Origin of the sequence: Dokdonia sp. Asnod2-E02, from assembly GCF_045063915.1 — a bacterium.
GTDB lineage: Bacteria > Bacteroidota > Bacteroidia > Flavobacteriales > Flavobacteriaceae > Dokdonia.
Window position 1 is genome coordinate 2,940,421 of record NZ_JBEFNX010000005.1, and the last position, 20,866, is coordinate 2,961,286.

General features: G+C 38.9%; 20 protein-coding genes. 5 read left to right on the forward strand and 15 right to left on the reverse strand.

The window, feature by feature from the left end:
• Window positions 1-27 precede the first annotated feature (27 nt).
• Window positions 28-3,447, forward strand: coding sequence for a methylmalonyl-CoA mutase family protein (locus ACJJVM_RS13355; RefSeq protein WP_405211956.1), 3,420 nt, complete (start codon window positions 28-30; stop codon window positions 3,445-3,447).
• 74 nt (window positions 3,448-3,521) lie between these two features.
• Here ACJJVM_RS13355 and ACJJVM_RS13360 read toward each other — a convergent pair whose 3' ends face one another.
• From ACJJVM_RS13360 to ACJJVM_RS13405, 10 genes are all read right to left on the reverse strand, one after another.
• Window positions 3,522-4,622, reverse strand: a complete 1,101-nt coding sequence (locus tag ACJJVM_RS13360; protein ID WP_405211957.1) for a two-component regulator propeller domain-containing protein — start codon at window positions 4,620-4,622, stop codon at window positions 3,522-3,524.
• Window positions 4,623-4,716: 94 nt separating this feature from the next.
• Entirely contained in the window at window positions 4,717-5,547 is an 831-nt protein-coding gene (locus ACJJVM_RS13365) for a DUF6503 family protein (protein WP_405211958.1), read from the reverse strand.
• 192 nt (window positions 5,548-5,739) lie between these two features.
• Window positions 5,740-7,146 carry a vanadium-dependent haloperoxidase gene (locus ACJJVM_RS13370; RefSeq protein ID WP_405211959.1) on the reverse strand — a complete coding sequence of 469 codons (1,407 nt, stop codon included), beginning with the start codon at window positions 7,144-7,146 and terminating at the stop codon, window positions 5,740-5,742.
• A 324-nt stretch (window positions 7,147-7,470) separates the two neighbouring features.
• Window positions 7,471-7,944 (reverse strand): hypothetical protein, encoded by a 474-nt coding sequence (locus tag ACJJVM_RS13375; protein WP_405211960.1) that lies wholly within the window; start codon window positions 7,942-7,944, stop codon window positions 7,471-7,473.
• Between the two features lie 28 nt (window positions 7,945-7,972).
• A complete protein-coding gene (locus ACJJVM_RS13380) occupies window positions 7,973-8,452 on the reverse strand; it encodes a lipocalin-like domain-containing protein (RefSeq protein ID WP_405211961.1) in 480 nt (159 codons plus the stop codon).
• A 73-nt stretch (window positions 8,453-8,525) separates the two neighbouring features.
• Entirely contained in the window at window positions 8,526-8,954 is a 429-nt protein-coding gene (locus ACJJVM_RS13385) for a hypothetical protein (protein ID WP_405211962.1), read from the reverse strand.
• 124 nt (window positions 8,955-9,078) lie between these two features.
• Window positions 9,079-9,630 carry a GNAT family N-acetyltransferase gene (locus tag ACJJVM_RS13390; protein ID WP_405211963.1) on the reverse strand — a complete coding sequence of 184 codons (552 nt, stop codon included), beginning with the start codon at window positions 9,628-9,630 and terminating at the stop codon, window positions 9,079-9,081.
• Window positions 9,631-9,664: 34 nt separating this feature from the next.
• Window positions 9,665-10,231: a hypothetical protein gene (locus tag ACJJVM_RS13395; RefSeq protein WP_405211964.1), complete on the reverse strand. Its 567-nt coding sequence runs from the start codon at window positions 10,229-10,231 to the stop codon at window positions 9,665-9,667.
• A 146-nt stretch (window positions 10,232-10,377) separates the two neighbouring features.
• Window positions 10,378-12,222 carry a hypothetical protein gene (locus tag ACJJVM_RS13400; protein WP_405211965.1) on the reverse strand — a complete coding sequence of 615 codons (1,845 nt, stop codon included), beginning with the start codon at window positions 12,220-12,222 and terminating at the stop codon, window positions 10,378-10,380.
• A gap of 158 nt (window positions 12,223-12,380) precedes the next feature.
• Entirely contained in the window at window positions 12,381-12,764 is a 384-nt protein-coding gene (locus tag ACJJVM_RS13405) for a VOC family protein (RefSeq protein WP_405211966.1), read from the reverse strand.
• Between the two features lie 5 nt (window positions 12,765-12,769).
• On the opposite strand from ACJJVM_RS13405, the gene ACJJVM_RS13410 reads away from it, so the two are divergent.
• Both ACJJVM_RS13410 and ACJJVM_RS13415 read left to right on the forward strand, forming a co-directional pair.
• Complete coding sequence (locus ACJJVM_RS13410; protein ID WP_405211967.1) at window positions 12,770-12,913, forward strand: hypothetical protein; 144 nt, start codon at window positions 12,770-12,772, stop codon at window positions 12,911-12,913.
• A 55-nt stretch (window positions 12,914-12,968) separates the two neighbouring features.
• Complete coding sequence (locus ACJJVM_RS13415; protein WP_298348356.1) at window positions 12,969-15,305, forward strand: ATP-dependent helicase; 2,337 nt, start codon at window positions 12,969-12,971, stop codon at window positions 15,303-15,305.
• A gap of 83 nt (window positions 15,306-15,388) precedes the next feature.
• Here ACJJVM_RS13415 and ACJJVM_RS13420 read toward each other — a convergent pair whose 3' ends face one another.
• Window positions 15,389-16,312 carry an alpha/beta hydrolase fold domain-containing protein gene (locus tag ACJJVM_RS13420; protein WP_405211968.1) on the reverse strand — a complete coding sequence of 308 codons (924 nt, stop codon included), beginning with the start codon at window positions 16,310-16,312 and terminating at the stop codon, window positions 15,389-15,391.
• 106 nt (window positions 16,313-16,418) lie between these two features.
• On the opposite strand from ACJJVM_RS13420, the gene ACJJVM_RS13425 reads away from it, so the two are divergent.
• Complete coding sequence (locus ACJJVM_RS13425) at window positions 16,419-16,634, forward strand: DUF2945 domain-containing protein (RefSeq protein ID WP_021778714.1); 216 nt, start codon at window positions 16,419-16,421, stop codon at window positions 16,632-16,634.
• A gap of 74 nt (window positions 16,635-16,708) precedes the next feature.
• Window positions 16,709-17,326, forward strand: coding sequence for an L-threonylcarbamoyladenylate synthase (locus ACJJVM_RS13430; protein ID WP_405211969.1), 618 nt, complete (start codon window positions 16,709-16,711; stop codon window positions 17,324-17,326).
• Window positions 17,327-17,411: 85 nt separating this feature from the next.
• On the opposite strand, the gene ACJJVM_RS13435 is transcribed toward ACJJVM_RS13430, so the two are convergent.
• The 4 genes from ACJJVM_RS13435 to ACJJVM_RS13450 form a co-directional block, all read right to left on the reverse strand.
• Entirely contained in the window at window positions 17,412-18,173 is a 762-nt protein-coding gene (locus ACJJVM_RS13435; RefSeq protein ID WP_405211970.1) for a Two component regulator three Y domain protein, read from the reverse strand.
• Between the two features lie 241 nt (window positions 18,174-18,414).
• A complete protein-coding gene (locus tag ACJJVM_RS13440; protein WP_298348365.1) occupies window positions 18,415-19,278 on the reverse strand; it encodes an OmpA family protein in 864 nt (287 codons plus the stop codon).
• An 82-nt stretch (window positions 19,279-19,360) separates the two neighbouring features.
• The gene (locus ACJJVM_RS13445) at window positions 19,361-20,350 is read right to left on the reverse strand and encodes a glycosyltransferase family 2 protein (RefSeq protein WP_405211971.1); all 990 of its coding nucleotides are present in this window, start codon (window positions 20,348-20,350) and stop codon (window positions 19,361-19,363) included.
• A 63-nt stretch (window positions 20,351-20,413) separates the two neighbouring features.
• Entirely contained in the window at window positions 20,414-20,857 is a 444-nt protein-coding gene (locus ACJJVM_RS13450) for a type I restriction enzyme HsdR N-terminal domain-containing protein (RefSeq protein ID WP_298348369.1), read from the reverse strand.
• Between the last annotated feature and the right edge of the window lie 9 nt (window positions 20,858-20,866).

The following is a 20,866-nucleotide window of genomic DNA, read 5'->3' on the forward strand; positions in this document are numbered from 1 at the left end:
CATCGTTATACATACTTAAAATTACAAATGGAACAAGCCACTCCTTATACTCCTAAGCATAAAGTTAGAATAGTAACTGCTGCTTCCCTTTTTGACGGACACGATGCCGCGATAAATATTATGCGCCGTATTATACAAAGTACCGGTGTAGAGGTAATACATTTAGGTCACGACCGCAGTGTAGAAGAAGTAGTAAATACTGCCATACAAGAAGATGCAAATGCCATTGCAATGACCTCTTATCAAGGAGGGCACAATGAGTATTTTAAATATATGTACGACCTTCTTAAAGAGAAAGGTGCGGGGCATATTAAAATCTTCGGTGGAGGAGGTGGTGTGATACTTCCAGAAGAGATTAAGGAGCTTATGGATTACGGGATTACTCGTATCTACTCTCCAGATGATGGCCGTGCGATGGGATTACAAGGAATGATTAATGACCTTGTACAGCAGTCTGATTATGCCATAGGAGATAAGCTAGATAATCAAGCTTCTCAACTAAGTGATAAAGTACCTACGGCTATAGCCAGAGTAATCTCTGCTGCCGAAAACTTTCCAGAGGTTGCAAAAGAAACGCTTGATGCAATTCATAAAAAGAATGAATCCTCACTCACACCCGTACTTGGTATTACAGGTACTGGAGGAGCAGGTAAATCTTCACTAGTAGATGAGCTGGTGCGTAGATTTCTTATTGATTTTCCAGAGAAGACTATTGGTCTTATTTCTGTAGATCCTTCTAAGCGTAAAACGGGCGGAGCCTTACTAGGTGACCGTATCCGTATGAATGCGATTAACAATGAGCGTGTGTATATGCGCTCGCTGGCTACCAGACAGAGTAACCTCGCACTATCTAAGTATGTAGGCGAAGCCATAGAAGTACTTAAAGCAGCAGAGTATGATTTAATCATCCTTGAGACATCAGGTATTGGGCAGTCAGATACAGAGATACTAGAGCATAGCGATGTGTCGCTTTATGTGATGACACCAGAATTTGGTGCAGCTACGCAGCTCGAGAAAATAGATATGCTAGACTTTGCAGATCTCGTTGCGATAAACAAATTTGACAAGCGTGGATCGCTAGATGCGCTACGTGATGTTAAGAAACAATATATGCGCAACAATAACTTGTGGGATACACCGCAAGATGAGTTACCAGTTTTTGGAACCATTGCAAGCCAGTTTAACGACCCAGGGATGAACACGCTTTACAAGCGTATAATGGAAAAGGTAAACACGGTAAACGAGGCAGATCTTACGAGTACTTTTGAGATAAGCCAGGAGATGAGTGAGAAGATCTTTGTAATACCTCCAGCGCGTACACGTTACCTGAGCGAGATTGCAGAGAGTAATAGAGGGTATGACGCTTTCGCGAAAGCGCAACAAGAAACAGCACAAACACTTTATGGTATTTATAAAACTATTGAGTCTATTGCCAATTTCACAATTCACATCACTAAAACTGGTCTTAATGACTCCTTTTTGTCAAATAAATCAGAAAATCGAGAAGTATTAAAATTGCTACTTGCACAATTTGACAGAGTAAAAATGGATCTCGATCCGTACAACTGGGAGATTATTACCGGTTGGGACGAGAAAGTAAATAGATACAAAGCACCTGTGTATACCTTTAAGGTAAGAGACAAGGAGATTAAAATCCCTACGCACAGTGCGTCATTATCACATACAGAAATACCTAAGGTAGCCTTGCCAAAGTATCAAGCTTGGGGAGATATCTTAATCTGGTGTTTACAAGAAAATGTACCGGGAGAATTCCCATACACTGCGGGACTCTATCCTTTTAAACGTACGGGAGAAGATCCTACACGTATGTTTGCAGGAGAAGGAGGACCAGAGCGCACAAACAAGCGTTTTCACTACGTGAGTTTAGGAATGCCAGCTAAGCGATTAAGTACCGCTTTTGACTCGGTAACCTTATATGGTAACGATCCAGGTCACCGTCCAGATATTTATGGTAAGATAGGTAACGCGGGAGTGAGTATTTGCTGTCTTGATGATGCAAAGAAATTGTACTCTGGTTTTGACTTAAGTCACGCAATGACCTCTGTAAGTATGACGATAAACGGACCTGCGCCTATGTTGCTAGGTTTCTTTATGAATGCCGCTATAGATCAAAACTGTGAGAAGTACATAAAAGAAAACGGACTAGAAGCAGAGGTAGAAGCAAAGATTGCAGCTATCTATAAAGGAAAAACACGTCCAGCATACCAAGGTGATCTTCCAGAAGGAAATGATGGTCTAGGGTTAATGTTACTAGGCGTAACAGGTGACCAAGTACTCCCAGCAGATGTATATAACCGCATAAAAGTAGAGACGCTTACACAAGTGCGTGGTACGGTACAAGCAGATATTCTTAAAGAAGATCAAGCGCAGAATACGTGTATCTTCTCTACAGAGTTTGCACTGCGCTTAATGGGTGATGTACAAGAGTACTTTATCGAGCAAAAAGTGCGTAACTTCTATAGTGTGTCTATCTCTGGATATCACATTGCAGAGGCAGGAGCAAACCCTATCACGCAACTTGCACTTACATTATCTAACGGGTTTACGTATGTAGAGTACTACCTAAGCCGTGGGATGGATATCAATAAATTTGGTCCTAACTTATCGTTCTTTTTCTCAAACGGAATCGATCCAGAATATGCGGTCATAGGTCGTGTTGCTCGTAAGATTTGGGCAAAAGCAATGAAGGAGAAGTATAAAGCAAACTCACGTGCACAAATGCTTAAGTACCACATCCAGACATCTGGGCGTAGTTTACACGCACAAGAGATTGATTTTAACGACATACGTACAACCTTGCAAGCCTTGTATGCGATTTATGATAACTGTAACTCGCTACACACAAATGCTTATGATGAGGCTATCACAACGCCTACAGAAGAGAGTGTACGTCGTGCGATGGCAATACAGCTTATTATCAATAAAGAGCTAGGACTTACTAAAAATGAAAACCCAATACAGGGATCATTTATTATAGAAGAACTTACAGAGCTTGTAGAAGAAGCAGTCTTACTAGAATTTGACAGAATCACAGAGCGTGGTGGTGTACTAGGAGCGATGGAGACAATGTACCAGCGTTCTAAAATACAAGAAGAAAGCTTGTATTATGAAACGCTTAAGCATAACGGTGAGTTCCCTATTATCGGAGTAAACACCTTCTTGAGTTCAAAAGGAAGTCCAACAGTACGCCCAGCCGAAGTAATTAGAGCTACCGAAGAGGAGAAGCAATATCAAATCGAAATGCTAGAAAACCTCCACAAGGAAAAAGCAGATAAGATAGAAGCAGAGCTTGCAAAAATTCAAGATGCAGCGATTAATAACCGCAACATTTTTGAAGAACTTATGGAAGCAACAAAAGTTTGCTCACTAGGACAAATCACAAGTGCGCTCTTTGAAGTAGGAGGGCAGTACAGACGTAATATGTAATATTACGAGATAATAATTATTTAAAAAGGCGACCGTATGGTCGCCTTTTTTGTTTTTGAGTAATCTTGACCTGCTCAATCCTTCCACGGGCCACTTTCTGTGACCAGTATAATTTTATCACCTTTTAATCTAGAAAGCCCCTGATATCCTCCTAACCAGATGGTGCCTGTAGCATCCTCATAAATGGTCTGGATAGCATTGCTTTGTAAGCCATCGTCCTGATTATAGTTGGTAAAGCTATTACCATCGTATTTGTATACCCCAGCATTTTCGGCAGGAAACCAGATGTTTCCTTTTGAGTCTTCAAAAAGACTCCACACTTCTTCTCCTGTAATTGCTCCATCTGTAGTAAAGTTTGTAAACTTTGTTCCATCATAACGGCTCACGCCTTTATGGTGTGTTGCAAACCAGATATTACCTGCGCGGTCTTCTAGCATATCATTCACATTATTACCTGCGAGACCGTCTTTGGTGCTCAAGGTATCTAGCGTATTGCCATCCCATATAAAAGCACCACTATTTGAGGCAAACCAAAGCTGTCCTTTTGTATCCTCCATTATGCTATGCACAATGGTCGTACTCGAGACACCACGAGAATTATCTACGCTGGTTTCTGGTAGCGGGAAAGGAGTAAATGTTGTTCCGTCATAGGTGTTTATGCCACTCACAGCGCCTATCCACAAGGTTCCTTTAGAATCTAGTAACATACTCCAGATATTATTTGCAGTGAGTCCCTGCGCTTCTGCGTAGTTTTTAAAAGTGGGTTTACTGCTAGATGTCGTCGCATTCAGATCATAGCTTACAAGACCTCGATTGGTCCCAAACCAAAGTGTACCATCTTTATCCTCCAGAATTGCTCGCACTGCCTCGCCATTAAAACCTTCGTCTATAGAAAAGTAGTCTGCGCTCGTTCCATTATATCGTATCACGCCATCACCATTAGTTCCCATCCATAAGCTACCTTGAGAATCTTGAAAGATCCTACGTATGAATTGGCTTAATGGCGGCGGACTCAAATTAAAGTTATAATCCTGTGCAGGTGCTTGTGTGGAGATACGGCTAGTTTCTTGCGATGGTGCTTCTTCTTGTACATCTTTTTGTTTATTTTGAGAGGTACAGCTATAGCTTAGTACGGCTAGTGAGCTTATGAGTAGGTAAATAGAAAAGCGCATCATTTAAAGAGATTTACATTAAATGTAAGTCAAACTTTAAACAATGCGCTCTTGCAACTGTCAAAAAAGTGTCAAATCTTAGTTGACTGCCTATCTATTATTTTACAAATAAGCTTTTTTCTAGACCATTATCAAAGGTGATATCTGTCCAGTCTACTGTGATCCACGGTGCATCTGTAACCGTAGCGTCCCAATCTGATTTTTTGTAACGACGCTTTGTAGGGATTTGTAAACCATCTACTTCGTCATAGCTTACCTCCATAAGGTAAGGGTCTGTCACGCCAAAGTCTACCACTGTAAATAAAAATTGATCTACACGTTTTGTCTCAGGGTTGATGTACAGTTGGTAGATATCTTGAGGTTTATCTCCAGTGCTTTCAAAACTTACTTTTACCACATCGTAGTTAATGTTGTTTACCGTTTGTTGTTTTACATATTCATACACAAGACCTGGATCTCCTAGTTTTTGCATCATTGTAAACCAGTAGTAGTTAGTAGGTCTGTTAAAGGCTACACGCTTAAGCGCAGCCTCATCTGTAATTATGGTTCCATCATTTTTAAGCCAGTATTCCTTACCATCATACCCTTGCTCTATGGTGCCTTCTAGTTCTGGAAGTGTGCGCTGGTGGGTGTTGTATAATCCATAAGAGTACTCACCGTCAAAGATGTATTTCTCTGTAGAGACGTCCTTTTGCCCGTCTGGCGTTTGATACGTGTAGGTATAAACAACATCATTTTTTGCAGCTAGCGTAGCATAGTCGCCTACTTCTTGCATCATTGTGTATACAAGCTGGTGGCCTTTATTTGTAAAAGTGGGTGTTTCTTCTTTTACAACATTTTCGGTTGTTATTGGGGTTTGCTTCGTTGTGTTATTACACGATATGCATATAAGGGCAATAAGAATGCCTAGCGTCGTTTTTAAAGTCATAAGGTTGTTGTTTGCTGTGAGTATAAGGCGCAAATGTAATAGCCGGTGTAGTGGTGAGGTTGTTTTAAAGGGAGTTTAGCATTTTTTTAGCATTGTGTAGGTGTCCGCTTTCGCGAAAGCGTAAAAAAAACCACTGCAATAGGACATTACAGTGGTTGTAGTTTAATATAGTGCTAAGCCGGCGGCTGTTTTTTAATTAGAAAGATCTAGTGCATTTACAGCATTTGCGATTTCATAGCCCAGGCGTAATCCCTCTGTTGAGTCCTCTTGTATATGTACTCCCAGCGGTACTCTAGAAAAAGCATTTTCTGAAGCCATCTCGCTGAACGAGGTATAACTACGTGGCGTACCTATAAAATCTATAATGTAATCAAAACCTAGGTAGGTGTTGTCTGTAAAGTCTATAGCATCTGTGCCAAAAAAGTCTATAAATACCCCTCCAGCTGCTCCTGCAAATGTTGCGTGGCCAGAAGGATAACTAGGGAAAGCCGGATTAGGCGCCACCACAAATCTCGCAAGATTAGTCGTAAAGTCTTCATCTATAAACTCATTAATGTAGGTGCTAGGTCGCTGCGTGTTATACGTGTACTTATCATCCCAAGCAGACACGGCTGCGTCATTTATAGCAAAACTAAGACGTAATAATAACTCCAAAGTTTGGTCAAAATCAAGGTCATATTGCTCTATAAGTTGATTTGCGATAGAAAACTGTCTTCCAGGTGGGCTTATCATAATACCCTCTACATCATCTGCCCAAAACTCGGCAATCCATAGGTTTTCATCATCTCCATTTGCAGCGGCGGTGGCAATGGTATTTACAGAACTCATACTCATATAGTAGTCACTTGTTGCGTCTTCACTATAAGTAAGTAAGGAGCTAAAGTCTGTACTACTCGTTTCTTCTGGTTCTATCACAAAGGCGCGCACCTCTCTCCAGTACGGAAACCACGCATCCTCATCATCACTAGCCGCCCAGAGGCCATCACCTACGGGAGCTACATAGTCTGCCGGAGTTTGATCTCGCACTTGCTCTTCACCAGCCTCATCTGTCTCGCTGTATGCAATAACACGTCTTGCCACGTGTCTTCCCCATCTTCTAGAGTTGTCTATCACATCTTCACTAAGGCCTTGCTCCAGCTCTTCTTCTTTGTTATTTCTAAATCTAAAGACATCACCACGTGCCTCTGGCGATATGCTAAACATAAAATGATCAAACGCAATAGCATATGCTCGGTTAAGTGCAAGATCTAGATTTACATTATCCTCAAGCTCATTTATATCTACATCCAGCTCGTCTAGTCTCTCATTATTTGAGGTATAGCCATCCATAAAAGGCACGGCGGTCTCGTAGCCCGTAAGGTGTATGTAGGCTAGGGAGCGTGTGATGGTGTTAGGGCGCATATTATTAGTAAACTGGTCTATGCTCACCCAGAGGTCGCTCCACTCTGTAATGAGCTGGGCGGTTTGATCTGTAAGGGCTATGGGATCATCATCGGCTGGGGTAGTGGTGGTCGTTGTGGTGTTGTCATCATCATCTGCACAGGCATACAGAAAGAGAAATAGCAAGATCGCTAACACTTTGATTTGTGAAGTTTTCATATATAAGGGTTTTTAAAGATTACAAACTAATAGCCCGTCGCAGTTGCCGTAGCAGTGCGCACATTTTAAATGGACATATTTGTTTGATTGACCCTTGGTATAGATCTCGGTATTACTAACTACAACTTAGATGTTTGGATAAAAATTGTAGTACATAGGGATGTTACTTCATATACAAACGCTAAAAGTCTGTATATTAATATGTAAGATAGTGTTTTTTTTAATAAATCGTATTTGGGCGGCGAGGCTAAGTGCTTTTTACAAGCTGTATAATAGGGGGCATTACGCTTTCGCGAAAGCAGAATTCACACCCTTAAAACTCATTTACCAGAAGAGTAACCATATAAAATTACCCACCACAAGCAGCTGAAGCACAAAAAGCAAGATGCTGAGGTCCTTCTTAAAGCGAAATTTAATACCAATGGCTAGCAACAACAGCAGCGGAAGCACAAACCCAGATATAAGCCTAAACGAGTAAATGCTGCGATCTTGCGACGGGAGTATGCTATAGCTATTGACTTCTTGAAATAGTAAAGAGACGGTATAGCTCATTGATTTACCTTCTGCAGACTTTGCAATATCCTCTTCTACCGAAAATTGGTGTTTTGGCGTAACAACCTCATAAGAGTTGTGTGAGTTGCCACCCGCGTTATAATACCGCTGTTTCTTTTTTTGTACACGAGTGACCTCTTCTGTATACATCTTGCCAGGCAATGCAAAGTCTAAGAGCGTCACAAGTGCCAGAAACGCTGTGATGCCGTAGATGGCAAGTGGTACTATAGATGGTTTGTTGTGCATTTTATAAAGTTAGTAAATGTAGAGTGGTTTATTTTTTTCGCCTATAAATTAATACGTATTTTTCTCTGTCAGCAATAGTCATTGCATCATCTGAGTACATAAGTATTTTACATATAACTGGTTTTTGGTAGTAAAAACCGTCCTTTCTTTTTTTTACTAGTTTTGCCTTTTTAAGTGAATGTAGAAACTTATGGTCTGGTGCAATCTGAAGTTCTAGGTTAATTTCTTTTGTTTTTTTATCGAAATACCAAGTACCCACAGAGACATTTAATGGGTTAAAACTTTTATAAGTTCCGTCTTCTTTAAAAATGTAACTATCTCTATTTACATTTTCAATACCCATATCTCTTCCAAAACGGATAAGCGGAATTTTGGTTTGTTTATCTCCATTCTCATCCTGTAATTCTATGAATTCCCATTCTCCTATTAAATCATCTTCGGTCAAATTTTGAGAAAAGCCGCTGTTATAAATTAGTATGGATATAATTATGAATATTATTTTCTTCATTTTTTAATCTTCTATATTAATTTATCAAGATATTAAATTGTTTTCAATTTTAAAGTCGGTCTAATTTTTTGGACTACTTAATTTCCTTCCACTTACCTTTTCGAAAGTACATATTGTTGAACTGAGGTGAATTAAAAACTAAGAAAAAACCCCATACTTCACGATAAATAGTCGGGTCTGAGTTTAATATATGATGTTTAGGTTGTTCCATATGAATTGACAGTCTTGCAGATTGATATGGACTAGAGGTTGTAATAGTTCCTTTAAAGGTTTTATGTATCGTTTCTCCTTCTGTGACATAAAAGTAGATAGAGTCATTATCCTTAATTTCAAATCGGAAGTTGTTGTATTGCCAGTCTGCTTGTTTTCCAGAAAAATAATCTCTGTTGATAACATATTCACCATAAAAATCTTCTTTATCAAGTACTTTTTTGGTGTAGAATGGTTTTGCAATGATTGAGATAATAAAGAGAATAATAATACCAACCCAAAGCCCAATCAAAAGCTGCGCAAAGTATTTTTTCTGACTAAAACACCATAATAAGAATAGTATAATAGAAAGTGGAAGTACAATAAAAAAGAAAAGTAAACCTGCCATATATTATTCAACTTAAAAACTCACTCCCTCACTCCCCACGCGCATCGGTGTCGAGTATGGAGTATTCAAAATTATCTGACCAGCCGGTTTTAAGGGGTAAGACCTTACGGCCGCGGCCTTCTCGTATCATTCCTACTTTTTCTAGCACTTTTATAGAGCCGGTATTTGCTACGGCACAGCCTGCTTGTATTCTGTGCAGTTTGAGTGTGTCAAAACCAAAATCTAAGACCAAGTTTACAGACTGAGTGGCATACCCTTTGCGCCAGTGGTCTGGATGGATTTTATACCATATCTCACCTCTACGGTGTTTTTGAGGCCATAATTTTAAACCGATGAGCCCAACGAACTCTTGATCTGTAGCACGCAGTATGGCAAAGGTATAAGTTGTGATAGGTGTCCCACTATGAGCTGCCACCCAGCTGGTGATGATATGCTTGGTTTCCTCTAGATCTTTTGGGATGCCTAGCGTGTTGTATCTATCTGTCTCGGGAAGAGAATGCAGTGTGTGTATAACTGCCAGGTCTGAGAGGTCTATAAGCCGTAGTGAGATGCTCTGAGCTGTTAATGCTATATGGGTCATTTTATTGGTTTGTGGGTAGAAGGGATGTTTTTACTCAGCTGCTTATTTCAATCCCACTGAATATAGTTTCTAGATCTATCTTTCTCTTTTCTATTCCGCTCATTTTCTCGATTCTCTGACCTAATATTCTGTTCCAGAAACCTCTTTTTTTTGAAAAATCATATGTATAGGAAAAGTTAAACTTTGAATTTACGCCTTTTATGTAAAGTCTAGATTTTAATACTTTATTGTCTTTAAGGTATTGTACTTCTTTACCTTTTAAACCGGTTTTTAAAAGCGATAGAACTCCATCTGTATTTTGTTTATTAAACTTTAAGCCTGGATCTCCATAACTATTTTTATCATTAAAATCGTAATAATAAAAGTATTCGTTTTCGACGTATTTGTTATAACCTGGAACTCTTGGATTAAAAATATGTAAATAGATTAGAAAATCATTTTCCATATATGCAGCTCGAATTTCAGTTAGAGAATTCTGCTTAGTAGATTTAAATGTATCTATTCTTGTCTCTCCATTAATTGCAGTTTTTGGATTATGGAAATCTCCGCTGTCTATTAAAACCCGATTTATAAGTTCCTTCCAGTTTTTAAATTTCTGCATTTTTCTTGTATAGAATTTCCTCCAGTAGCTATCTCAAAATCATTCTTTTTGGATGCTGTATAACGATATATTGGTGCGCCAGATTCAGATTTTTCCATTTAATATAAGGTAGTTTATACTTAGCTCTCTTTTAGGAATTAGTTTTTTTATTTACTCAGCGCTTTTATAATTCGTTCTTCATTAATCACAATATCGCGAAATAAAACGTGTGGAAATTCAGAATACTTTGATGATTTAAAAGCCTCTGAAATGTTTGAAAGTGTAGATGCAGTTATAAGTGATAAATTCATTTCTGTATCCATCTCACAATCTGTAACAAAATCATCACTAAACTCCGGTGCAACAAGTAGAATTTTTACAATTCGTAAATCATTTTTTAAAGCTACGTTTTGGTAAGATTTTAATTGTCTTGAGACAGAACTAAACTTGTTGTAACCTCTTTCTTTACTTGTTTTACACTCAACAATTATTATTTCATTGTTTTCTAAGTTTAAAAGAATATCCATCATATCCTTTTTAGTATTTAGTTTGTTTTTTAAGATTTCGTCCACATTAAAACCTAAACCACTAAAAATAGTCTTTGTCAATTCTTCAAATTTTAAACCGAGTTCACTTTCTTTTACAGTTATTCCATTTTCCTTTAAAAGGTTTAAATTCCTGTAAGCAACGTTTTCATAATTCTCTAAATATAAATTCTCAACATCTTTATAATGCTCTAGTATATTTAAAATATCATCACCACGTTGTTTAATTCCATTGTCTTTGATGAATTTGGTTAAATCTTGTTTAACGATTAGATCTAAGATATCTCTTGGTTTAATATTGTAATCAAGCAAGAAATCCGCTTTTAAAACAAATTCGTCTTGAAGTTCAAATTGCTCTCTTATCTGTTTATTAAGTTTTGGCAACGACTGATTTAATTCTGTAAGAAGTTTTTCAAATCCATCTAAGGAAATACCAACTTTTTCGTCTCGTTCAACACTTTCAAAATGTTCAATTAGACTGCTGATTTTTTCTTCGAGAACACTTCCTTTTAGATTTTGAATATTCAAGCCTTTTTCGCACAATTCGTTCAGTGTTTTTTTCTTTTCAGTTAACGTACTTTCTGGCTTATAAATATCTTCTGAAAGTAAACTTGTAAATGAAACACCTTCTTTTATTATTTCTTCAATTTTTTGAGAATAGGTTAATTTTCTGTCAATGTTATGTTCGCGTGCAATTTGGTTAATAATTGGTGCTCTAAGAAGTTTTAACGTTCTACGGTAGAATTTTTCAGCTACTTCTTTTTGTCTAACTCTTCGTAGCATTCTAACCATTTCATCAGCTACATAGATTGTATTTTCTTTATTTGAATAAAAAATAACGCCAATATTTTTTAGTCCCTTAATTACATCTTGAATATCAAGCTTTTTAATAGGTAAAATGGAATAATTAATCAACTTTACTTCTTCTTGTGAGAGACTTAATTGTTTAGAAAGTGTAAGTATTATTGATAATTCATCTGAAGTTATTTTAGCATCTCTATTGTTCTCGACATCATTGTGATAAGCAGTGTGTAAACACGCTTTGTAAATTTTATAGTCTCTTTTCCTAGAAGCACTTAACTCTGATTTGTCATTTTCAAAATCTGCATTTAATGTTTTTATTCTACTTTTTATATGCTTGATTTCGGTTTCATATAAACGAGAAAACCAATCCTGTTTCATTATGCAATTTCCATCGCGAATTATGATGTCAATTAAAATGTCTAGTTGTGATGTGATTTCCTGAAACTCACATTTTATATGTTCTTGAAATTCGCCTGCTGTTAGAGCAAAAATTTTCGAAATATTTTGATTGTCAACAGATTTTAGACCTTTATCTGACGAGCTTAAAATCTTGTCAATTTGTTTTGCGTTTTTTGGACTTTTAGATATTATGTTATCAATTATCTTAATGAAAGAGTTCTTTTCTATCGAACCGAGTTTATCCAGAATCTTCTCTAATTTCATATATTTTTATTTTTTTACTATCGTTACTTTAGCTTACTCATAACTAGTCTATAAACACTATTGCTAATATACCCCATACAACCCTCTCACTGTTACGGATTTCCGTAAAGCGGGTCTTAATATTTTCTTAAAATAAGTACTTGTAAAAAACGGAGAGGCTACACATCATCATTTACCTCCACCCAGTAGCCATCTGGATCTTGAAAGTATACCTGCTGTATGCCGTCATTGCGCACATAATCTTTAGTAGGCGTGCCGCGCCAGTCTGAGTAGTCTATGGCGAGGGTTTTGAGGTGTGTGATAAAACCGCCCAGGTTATCTGTGGCTAGGGCAAAGTGTACGGCTTTATTAGTTTTTATGATGGCATCTGGGCGCGGTATGAGGTGTAGTTGTTTGCCATTGCCCATCGCGAGCCAGCGAGTGGGGGAGACAGAGGCGGTGTTTTCTATCTCGGTAAAGCCAAAGACTTTTTGGTAAAAAGCGACAGCCGCCGCAACATCTGTCACAGAGAGCGCTATATGGTTAAAGGTAAATGTATGCATAGGTGATGATTGTGAGGTTTAAAGATCATCATTTTTTTGGGTACAGGCAAGCCGGTGGTGCGGCTATCTGTCTCGGCGTAGGTGGGGTGGTGGGGTGTTACGCTTTCGCGAAAGCGTACCTATATCCATTGTTAAAAAAATGGCTATAAAAGTCTCTTTTTGGGTTTTAATTCACAGGTGGAGTCCGTAATTTAGATCCCTGCTATGGATTCAAAATTAGAAGTATATATTGAGGGCTTAAATGATGCCCAGCGTGCACCTACACTACATAAAGATGGTGCCCTTATTGTGATTGCGGGCGCGGGCTCTGGTAAAACACGTGTGCTCACAATGCGCATCGCATACTTGATGTCACAAGGGGTAGATGCCTTTAATATCTTATCGCTCACCTTTACAAATAAGGCGGCACGTGAGATGAAAAAACGTATTGCCGGTATTGTGGGTAACAATGAGGCAAAAAACCTATGGATGGGAACTTTTCACTCCATATTTGCCAAAATATTACGTATCGAGGCAGATAAGCTAGGCTACCCGTCTAACTTTACTATTTATGATACCCAAGACTCACAACGTCTTATAAGTGCCATTATCAAGGAGATGCAGCTAGATAAGGATATCTATAAGTACAAGCAGGTACAAAACCGTATCTCTTCTTTTAAAAATAGCTTGATCACCGTGCGTGCCTATGCAAATAATCCAGAGCTGGTAGAGGCAGATGCAATGGCAAAACGCCCACGTATGGGAGAGATCTATGCAGAGTATGTAGATCGCTGTTTTAAAGCCGGCGCGATGGATTTTGACGATTTACTGCTACGCACAAATGAGCTGCTCAACCGCTTTCCAGAGGTGCTTAATAAATACCAAAACCGTTTTAAATACATACTGGTAGATGAGTATCAAGATACAAACCATAGCCAGTACCTTATTGTAAAGGCACTCTCAGATAAGTTTCAAAACATCTGTGTGGTGGGTGATGACTCGCAGAGTATATATGCCTTTAGAGGGGCAAACATTAATAACATTCTTAACTTCCAGAAGGATTATGAGAATGTGGCAATGTACCGCCTGGAGCAAAACTATCGCTCGTCAAAAAATATTGTGGAGGCGGCAAACAGCGTGATAGAAAAAAATAAAACCCGTCTTGATAAAACCGTATGGACGGCAAACGAAGATGGAGGCCAGATTATCGTACACCGCTCACCTACAGATGGTGAGGAGGGACGCTATGTGGCAAGTTCTATTTTTGAAAATAGAATGAACCACCAGCTTAACAATGGTGACTTTGCGATACTGTACAGAACAAATGCACAGTCTCGTGCAATGGAGGATGCCCTGCGCAAGCGTGACATCCCGTACCGTATTTATGGTGGACTTTCCTTCTACCAGCGCAAGGAGATAAAAGATGTACTGGGCTACCTGCGTGTGCTGGTTAACCCAAAAGATGAGGAAGCACTCAAGCGTGTGGTAAACTACCCTGCCCGTGGTATAGGCGGTACCACCTTAGACAAACTTACGGTGGCGGCAAAGCATTATGGCCGCTCTATGTTTGAGGTGATGGATAAAATAGAACAGCTAGGTCCCTCGATGAATATAAATCGCGGTACACAGACCAAGCTTAAGAACTTTGTCACGATGATTAAGAGTTTCCAGATTCTTAATGAAGAGAGTGACGCCTTTACCGTAGCAGAGACGGTTGCAAGAAAGACAGGTCTATTACAAGAACTTAAAAAAGACGGTACGCCAGAGGGAATTGCTCGTATAGAAAATATAGAGGAGCTTCTTAACGGTATGCGCGACTTTGTAGAAGAGCAAAAAGAGCTGGCAGATGCCACTGGCTCGCTGGCAGAGTTTCTAGAAGATGTAGCGCTCGCTACCACACTAGATAATGATACGGGTGATGATGACCGTGTGGCACTTATGACTATACACCTTGCAAAGGGGCTGGAGTTTCCATTTGTATACATCGTGGGGATGGAAGAAGATCTCTTTCCTTCTGGTATGAGTATGAGCACACGTAGTGAGCTAGAGGAGGAGCGACGTCTCTTTTATGTAGCACTCACTAGAGCAGAGAAGCAGGCATATCTCACCTACACAGAGTCTCGCTATCGCTGGGGTAAACTGGTAGATGCAGAGCCTAGCCGCTTTATAGAGGAGATAGATGATAAGTATCTGGACTACCAGACACCTATGGAGAGCTACCGCTATAAACCGCTTATAGATGCAGATATCTTTGGCGATGTAGATAAGAGTAAACTGCGTCTCAAGAAGCCGGTAAGTGGCACACCGCCTAAGGTGGGAACACCTACACAAGATCAACTACGTAAACTCAGAAAGATACGTCCAGCCGCTGGAGATAGCGCTACGCCATCACTGGCAGGTAGCCTAGAACCAGGTACTGTCGTAGAGCACATACGTTTTGGAAAAGGAATTGTAGCCGGTATAGAAGGCAAAGGTCAAGACCAAAAAGCTGAAATCAATTTTGAAAACGGCGGACTTAAAAAACTGCTCCTGCGCTTTGCAAAACTTAAGATTGTAGAGTAGTAGGTGAGGAGTGATAAGGGTTTTTGTTACGCTTTCGCGAAAGCGTAAAGAGCCTCATTACATCTTACTCGCAACACAGTTGTTTATTCTTCTATCGCAAGGTAGAGCTCTATGTATTGCCCTATCTTGGTACGTACGTCTAGGTAACTTGTCTCGTCCCAGTTGCCGTGACCACCATCATATACTGTAAAGATGTGAGGTACATTATTGTTAGACAATGCTGTGTCTAGTCGCTGCCCGTTTGTGAGGGGTACCAGCGGGTCTTCATTACCATAAAACTGTAGGGTGGGGCTGCTATCTACATTTGCTACGATGGCAGGGCTTAATGCTTCGGCAAGGTTTATATTTGCCGGGTATGCGCTCTCATCTGTAAGTGCATCTAGATATTGCTCAAAACCAGGCTCATCTGCATAAAAAGGATCTGTAAAATCTGCTGGTCCCACTATGTTTGCTACAAATTTTATTTGGTCTTGTGTATCATAGGTATAATCATACATCATAGCTAGATGTGCCCCAGCACTAAGGCCTATAAACCCATACTCGTTAAGAAAGCTTAGCTCCTCGTGGGTGTCATCTAGTTGATCTATTACCGCCTGCACATCTAGAAACTGGTTAGGAAACGCAGGTACACTAGGAGGGTCTGCCAGTACATAATTCATATTTACCACTGCGTGGTCTGGGTGTTGCGATTGCACGAGGTCTATAAAAGCAGTAACATCTTCCTTATCTCCTTCTACCCAGCCACCACCGTGTATAAGGATAATGGTTTTAGTCCTGGTTGCCTTACGACCAGCAGGGAGGTAGATGTCATACACCTGTAACGGGTCATCACCATACGATACATCTGTGAGTACTAAGGCTTCTAGATCTGCTTCTTCTGTAGGACCGTCATCTGTTGCAACAACATCATCTGTGATAACTTCTGGTACTAGCTCCTCACTATCAGAACAGTTTATTGTTAAGAATGATAGTAATACAGCAAGTAGGAGTGTGTGTAGCGGTCTCATTAAGATAGTTTTAAGTACTAACGTGTAGATGTGCTTTTTATGTTAAGGTTGCGTTAGTTTTTTATGGAGTTTGTAGTAAACACCCTAACTTTAAATAAAAAACAAGATGATTAAAGAAGGAACAAAAGTAAAATGGAGCTGGGGAAATGGCACAGCAGAGGGTAAAGTACAGTCTACATTTACAAAGAGTGTCACCCGCACCATAAAAGGAAACGAAGTTACCCGCGACGGCGAAGAAGGAAACAAAGCCCTTTACATAGAGCAAGAAGACGGTACAAATGTACTCAAGCTAGAAAGTGAAGTAGAGCGCGCAGACGCATAATACCTCCTAATTATACACAGCGTCTTTATGGCGCTGTTATTCTTTGTAATTTTAACCTATCTAAATGTTATGCTATGTCACAGTTTATAAAACTCTACGAAGAAAACCCAAACCCTAAAGATCTCAAGCAAATTGTAAAGATTTTAAAAGCTGGTGGTCTTATTATTTACCCAAGTGATACTGTATATGCACTGGGCTGTGATATCACAAATGCAAAGGCACTAGAAAAGGTGGCGCAGATAAAGGGCATAAAGCTTGCAAAGGCAAACTTTTCCTTTGTGTGTGAAGATTTAAGCAATCTCTCAGATTATGTGCGACAGATAGATACAAAGACCTTTAAAATATTAAAACGTGCCCTACCAGGGCCGTACACCTTTATATTACCTGGTAATAATAACTTGCCTAGCTCTTTTAAGAAAAAGAAGGAAGTGGGTATACGTGTTCCAGATAATGAGATTACAAGAGCCATTGTACGTGCACTAGGTAATCCTATTGTATCTACCTCTATTTATGATGAAGATGAGGTGATAGAATATACCACAGATCCAGAGCTCATCTTTGAGAAATGGCAAAATAGGGTAGACGTAATAGTAGATGGTGGTTATGGAGGCAATGTACCTTCTACCGTAATTGATCTTACAGGTGATGAGCCTATTCTTATAAGAGAAGGAAAAGGAAGTCCAGAGCTATAAATAGAAAAACCTCTTCAAAGGAAGAGGCTCTTAACTAAATCTAATAAAAAGATTTGGGGGGCTTACTAGCTATGAAACTAGTAACTTATTCTCCGCCTGCAAGGGCGTCTGATGCTACTGTAGAGAAGTTGTTATCGTGGTAAACTAACTCATCTAAGCTTAATGTGTTGATGCTGTTTGGAAACTCACCGCTAAAATCATTATCAAAAACACTTAGTTTCTTTAAAGATGGTAACATTGCGATTCCTTCTGGTAACTCTCCAGTAAATTTATTACTGTTAAGTTGTAATTCTTTTAAGTTAGTAAGACTTGTGATTGAGCTAGGTAACTCACCTTCTAAGTCATTACTGTAAATGCTTAATCTTTTAAGTTTCTTTAATCCAGAAAGATCTGCAGGTAAAGAACCTTCAAGACGGTTAAAGAACAGATCTAAATACTCAAGTGAACCCATTGCAAGAATATTTGTAGGTATTGTTCCTTCTAGTCTATTAAGAGATAAGTTAATTGTTTTTAACCCTTTTATAGTAGCAAGACTTGCTGGTATTGTTCCTTCTAGTTTGTTGTTGTGTAAATTAAGTACTTTAAGAGAAGTTAAGTTACTTAAAGAAGCAGGTAATGTACCCGTTAAGTTATTGTCTCTTAAACTTACTGCAAGAACTTGATCTCTAAAGATAGTTACACCTTTCCAGTTTTCTGGAGAATCGTTAAGATCCCAAGAGTTTGTCCACTCATTACCGTTTGTGCTGTTGTATAAATCTACAAGGGCTTGTTTTTGAGCAGGAGTAATTTCTGCGATAGCAAAAGCTGTAAAAAAGAAGCAAAGGATAGTTAGTGTAATTGATTTCATAGTTCTCTTGTTTATGATTGGGTTATTCAAATGTAAGAGCATTTAATCGGTAAACAACACTATTTTCTCGATTATCGACGAAATACACGATTTTTTAACATTTAATCGTGTAGTTTGTGTATTTAATCGGTGTTTTGGTAGTTCGGCGTGTCTTTCGTCGAGTCAGAATTGTGTATATGAACGAAAAAAGGTTACCGTTAAACGGTAACCTTTAGTCAAATCTTGTTAAAATAGATCGGGATTAGTTCCCTTCTTCTTCAGACATATTTTTCATTTCCTGCTCAATCATATTATAAAATTGATCAATCTTAGGAAGTACATAAATCTTCGTTCTTCTGTTTGTAGATTTATTTTCTGGAGTGTCATTAGGTACAAGTGGTACAAACTCACTTCGTCCAGCTGCAATAAGTTGTGCAGGGTTTGCACCTAGCTCAACAAGCTTACGTACAATAGCAGTTGCTCTTTTTGCACTTAGATCCCAGTTATCTATGAGGACACCTCTATTATAAGGTACATCATCTGTATGACCTTCTACTAGCGCTTCAAAGTCTGGCTTACCATTTATAACAGTAGCAACTTTACCTAGTATCTCTTCTGCTCTAGAAGTAATCTGGTAGCTACCACTCTTAAAGAGTACTTTATCAGATAGTGATATAAATACCACACCTTTCTCTACATTAATCTCAATATCTTGATCATTGATACCTACCTCACGTTTAAGACTGGTTACTAGAGCAAGAGTTACACTATCCTTTTTAGTAAGGGCATCTTGTAGTCTATTAATTTTAAGATCCTTTTCTTTAAGGCTCTCAAGTGACTTCTCAAGATTTACAGCGCCTTGCTTAGTAAGAACCGTAAGGTCTTTAGAACTTTGTATAAGTTCATTCTTGTCATTTCTCATTTCGGCAACTCGCTCCTCAAGTGATTTTACACGAGTGGTTGCACTTGCTTTTTCTTCAAGGCAAGCGTTGAGCTTAACCGTAGCAGAGTTTAAAAGGTCTTGAGTTTCTTGCTGTCTCGCTTCTAGCGCAGCATATTCTTTTTTAGAAACGCAAGAAGTTAAGAGTAAAGTGCTAGCTATACCAGCAATCAATAATCGTTTCATAGGTTGTTTAACTTTAAAATGTTTATAAATGTACGAAACTCACTTGCTTGTGGATCATCGTTAACACATATTTATAGATTTCTTACAGGTCCTTAAAGTACTGCTTTTTTTGAACAAAGTACTTCCAGACTATTGAGAAGGTCTGTGCGTAGGGAGTAGGATGCTTGAGTGTCATACGGTTAACCAGTAATGATGGTAAGTGGTAATAAAAACTAAAGTGCGCTTTTACAATGGCAAGTAAATGCTTGGGCTTTCCTGCAAAAAGGTATTTTAGACCAGCAATACCGTCAAGTAAAAGTCGTGCAAAGACGATAAAGAAAGCTCTTATTCCCTTTACATTCTTCATCACATTAAACAAGGTATTCCTAAAATTATAAAATGTCTTCTTAGGATTTTCTGATGGAAGTGTAGCGCCACCTAGATGCAATACTTCACTAGCACCACTCGCTAGTACTTGATATCCCATATTACGTAAACGCCAGCAAAGATCTATCTCTTCTTGATGTGCAAAAAAAGTTTCGTCTAGCGCTCCTACTTGCCAGAAGTAGGGTGCTCTTACAAAAAGACAAGCTCCGCTTGCCCACTGTACCTCCCTAGTGTCATTATATTGACCCGTATCTTCTTCACAGGTATCAAAAATGCGCCCGCGACAAAATGGATAACCAAATGCATCTAGATAGCCTCCGGCCGCACCAGCATACTCAAAGTGTGTAGGCTTCTTAAGGTCTTTTATTTTAGGTTGTACAGCACCTACTAGCGGATTATCAAATAATGCAATCACAGGTTCTAGCCAGCCTTCGGTAACTTGTACGTCACTGTTAAGCAGTACATAGATGTCTGCCATAATATGCTTTAATGCATCATTATAGCCTTTTGCATAGCCACCATTTTCTGAGTTTTGTATAATCTTAACCTCCTTAAATTGCTCTTGAACATAAGCAACAGAAGTATCTGTACTCGCATTATCTGCGACATATATTTCAGCGTTTGGACTATGGGATACTACAGAAGGTAAAAATCGTTCTAGTAGCGATTTACCATTCCAGTTGAGGATGACGATTGCAATTTTCACGGTGCAAATAAAAGCTTTTTTATGTTAATACGCTTTCGCGAAAGCGCAATAAAGTCCATTATGTTATTTATAATCTGGTAGTTCTCTTAAAAAGTCATAACGCTCTGCGGTAGCATCTACTTTGCAATAGTAATGTGAGAGACCATTTGTAACCATAAGCAGGTCTGCTTGCAACTCTAGATTATACCTGGCTATCTGGTCAAAGGTAGCTTGAGTGATTTGCACCTTTGGCGCTTTGCACTCTACTATAATATACAGAGATCCATCTGGTTTAAAAACCACAATGTCATAGCGTTTACGCGTATTTCCTACGCGTATCTCTTTTTCTACATTAATGAGACTTATGGGATATCCCTTATCGTTTGTTAACCATTGTAGTACGTGCTGTCGCACCCATTCTTCTGGAGTTAATACCAAGAATTTTTTGCGTATGAGGTCAAATATATACGGTTTGTTTTCGCTATTTTTGAGCCTAAAGGAGTATGCAGGAAAAGAGAGCTGTTGCATACCACAATA

What these genes read in the sequence shown, in the direction of transcription:
- ACJJVM_RS13355 (WP_405211956.1), top strand. Translation starts at nt 28, where the DNA reads ATGGAACAAGCCACTCCTTATACTCCTAAGCATAAAGTTAGAATAGTA.
- ACJJVM_RS13360 (WP_405211957.1), bottom strand. Translation starts at nt 4,622, where the DNA reads ATGATGCGCTTTTCTATTTACCTACTCATAAGCTCACTAGCCGTACTA.
- ACJJVM_RS13365 (WP_405211958.1), bottom strand. Translation starts at nt 5,547, where the DNA reads ATGACTTTAAAAACGACGCTAGGCATTCTTATTGCCCTTATATGCATA.
- ACJJVM_RS13370 (WP_405211959.1), bottom strand. Translation starts at nt 7,146, where the DNA reads ATGAAAACTTCACAAATCAAAGTGTTAGCGATCTTGCTATTTCTCTTT.
- ACJJVM_RS13375 (WP_405211960.1), bottom strand. Translation starts at nt 7,944, where the DNA reads ATGCACAACAAACCATCTATAGTACCACTTGCCATCTACGGCATCACA.
- ACJJVM_RS13380 (WP_405211961.1), bottom strand. Translation starts at nt 8,452, where the DNA reads ATGAAGAAAATAATATTCATAATTATATCCATACTAATTTATAACAGC.
- ACJJVM_RS13390 (WP_405211963.1), bottom strand. Translation starts at nt 9,630, where the DNA reads ATGACCCATATAGCATTAACAGCTCAGAGCATCTCACTACGGCTTATA.
- ACJJVM_RS13395 (WP_405211964.1), bottom strand. Translation starts at nt 10,231, where the DNA reads ATGCAGAAATTTAAAAACTGGAAGGAACTTATAAATCGGGTTTTAATA.
- ACJJVM_RS13400 (WP_405211965.1), bottom strand. Translation starts at nt 12,222, where the DNA reads ATGAAATTAGAGAAGATTCTGGATAAACTCGGTTCGATAGAAAAGAAC.
- ACJJVM_RS13405 (WP_405211966.1), bottom strand. Translation starts at nt 12,764, where the DNA reads ATGCATACATTTACCTTTAACCATATAGCGCTCTCTGTGACAGATGTT.
- ACJJVM_RS13410 (WP_405211967.1), top strand. Translation starts at nt 12,770, where the DNA reads ATGATTGTGAGGTTTAAAGATCATCATTTTTTTGGGTACAGGCAAGCC.
- ACJJVM_RS13415 (WP_298348356.1), top strand. Translation starts at nt 12,969, where the DNA reads ATGGATTCAAAATTAGAAGTATATATTGAGGGCTTAAATGATGCCCAG.
- ACJJVM_RS13420 (WP_405211968.1), bottom strand. Translation starts at nt 16,312, where the DNA reads ATGAGACCGCTACACACACTCCTACTTGCTGTATTACTATCATTCTTA.
- ACJJVM_RS13425 (WP_021778714.1), top strand. Translation starts at nt 16,419, where the DNA reads ATGATTAAAGAAGGAACAAAAGTAAAATGGAGCTGGGGAAATGGCACA.
- ACJJVM_RS13430 (WP_405211969.1), top strand. Translation starts at nt 16,709, where the DNA reads ATGTCACAGTTTATAAAACTCTACGAAGAAAACCCAAACCCTAAAGAT.
- ACJJVM_RS13435 (WP_405211970.1), bottom strand. Translation starts at nt 18,173, where the DNA reads ATGAAATCAATTACACTAACTATCCTTTGCTTCTTTTTTACAGCTTTT.
- ACJJVM_RS13440 (WP_298348365.1), bottom strand. Translation starts at nt 19,278, where the DNA reads ATGAAACGATTATTGATTGCTGGTATAGCTAGCACTTTACTCTTAACT.
- ACJJVM_RS13450 (WP_298348369.1), bottom strand. Translation starts at nt 20,857, where the DNA reads ATGCAACAGCTCTCTTTTCCTGCATACTCCTTTAGGCTCAAAAATAGC.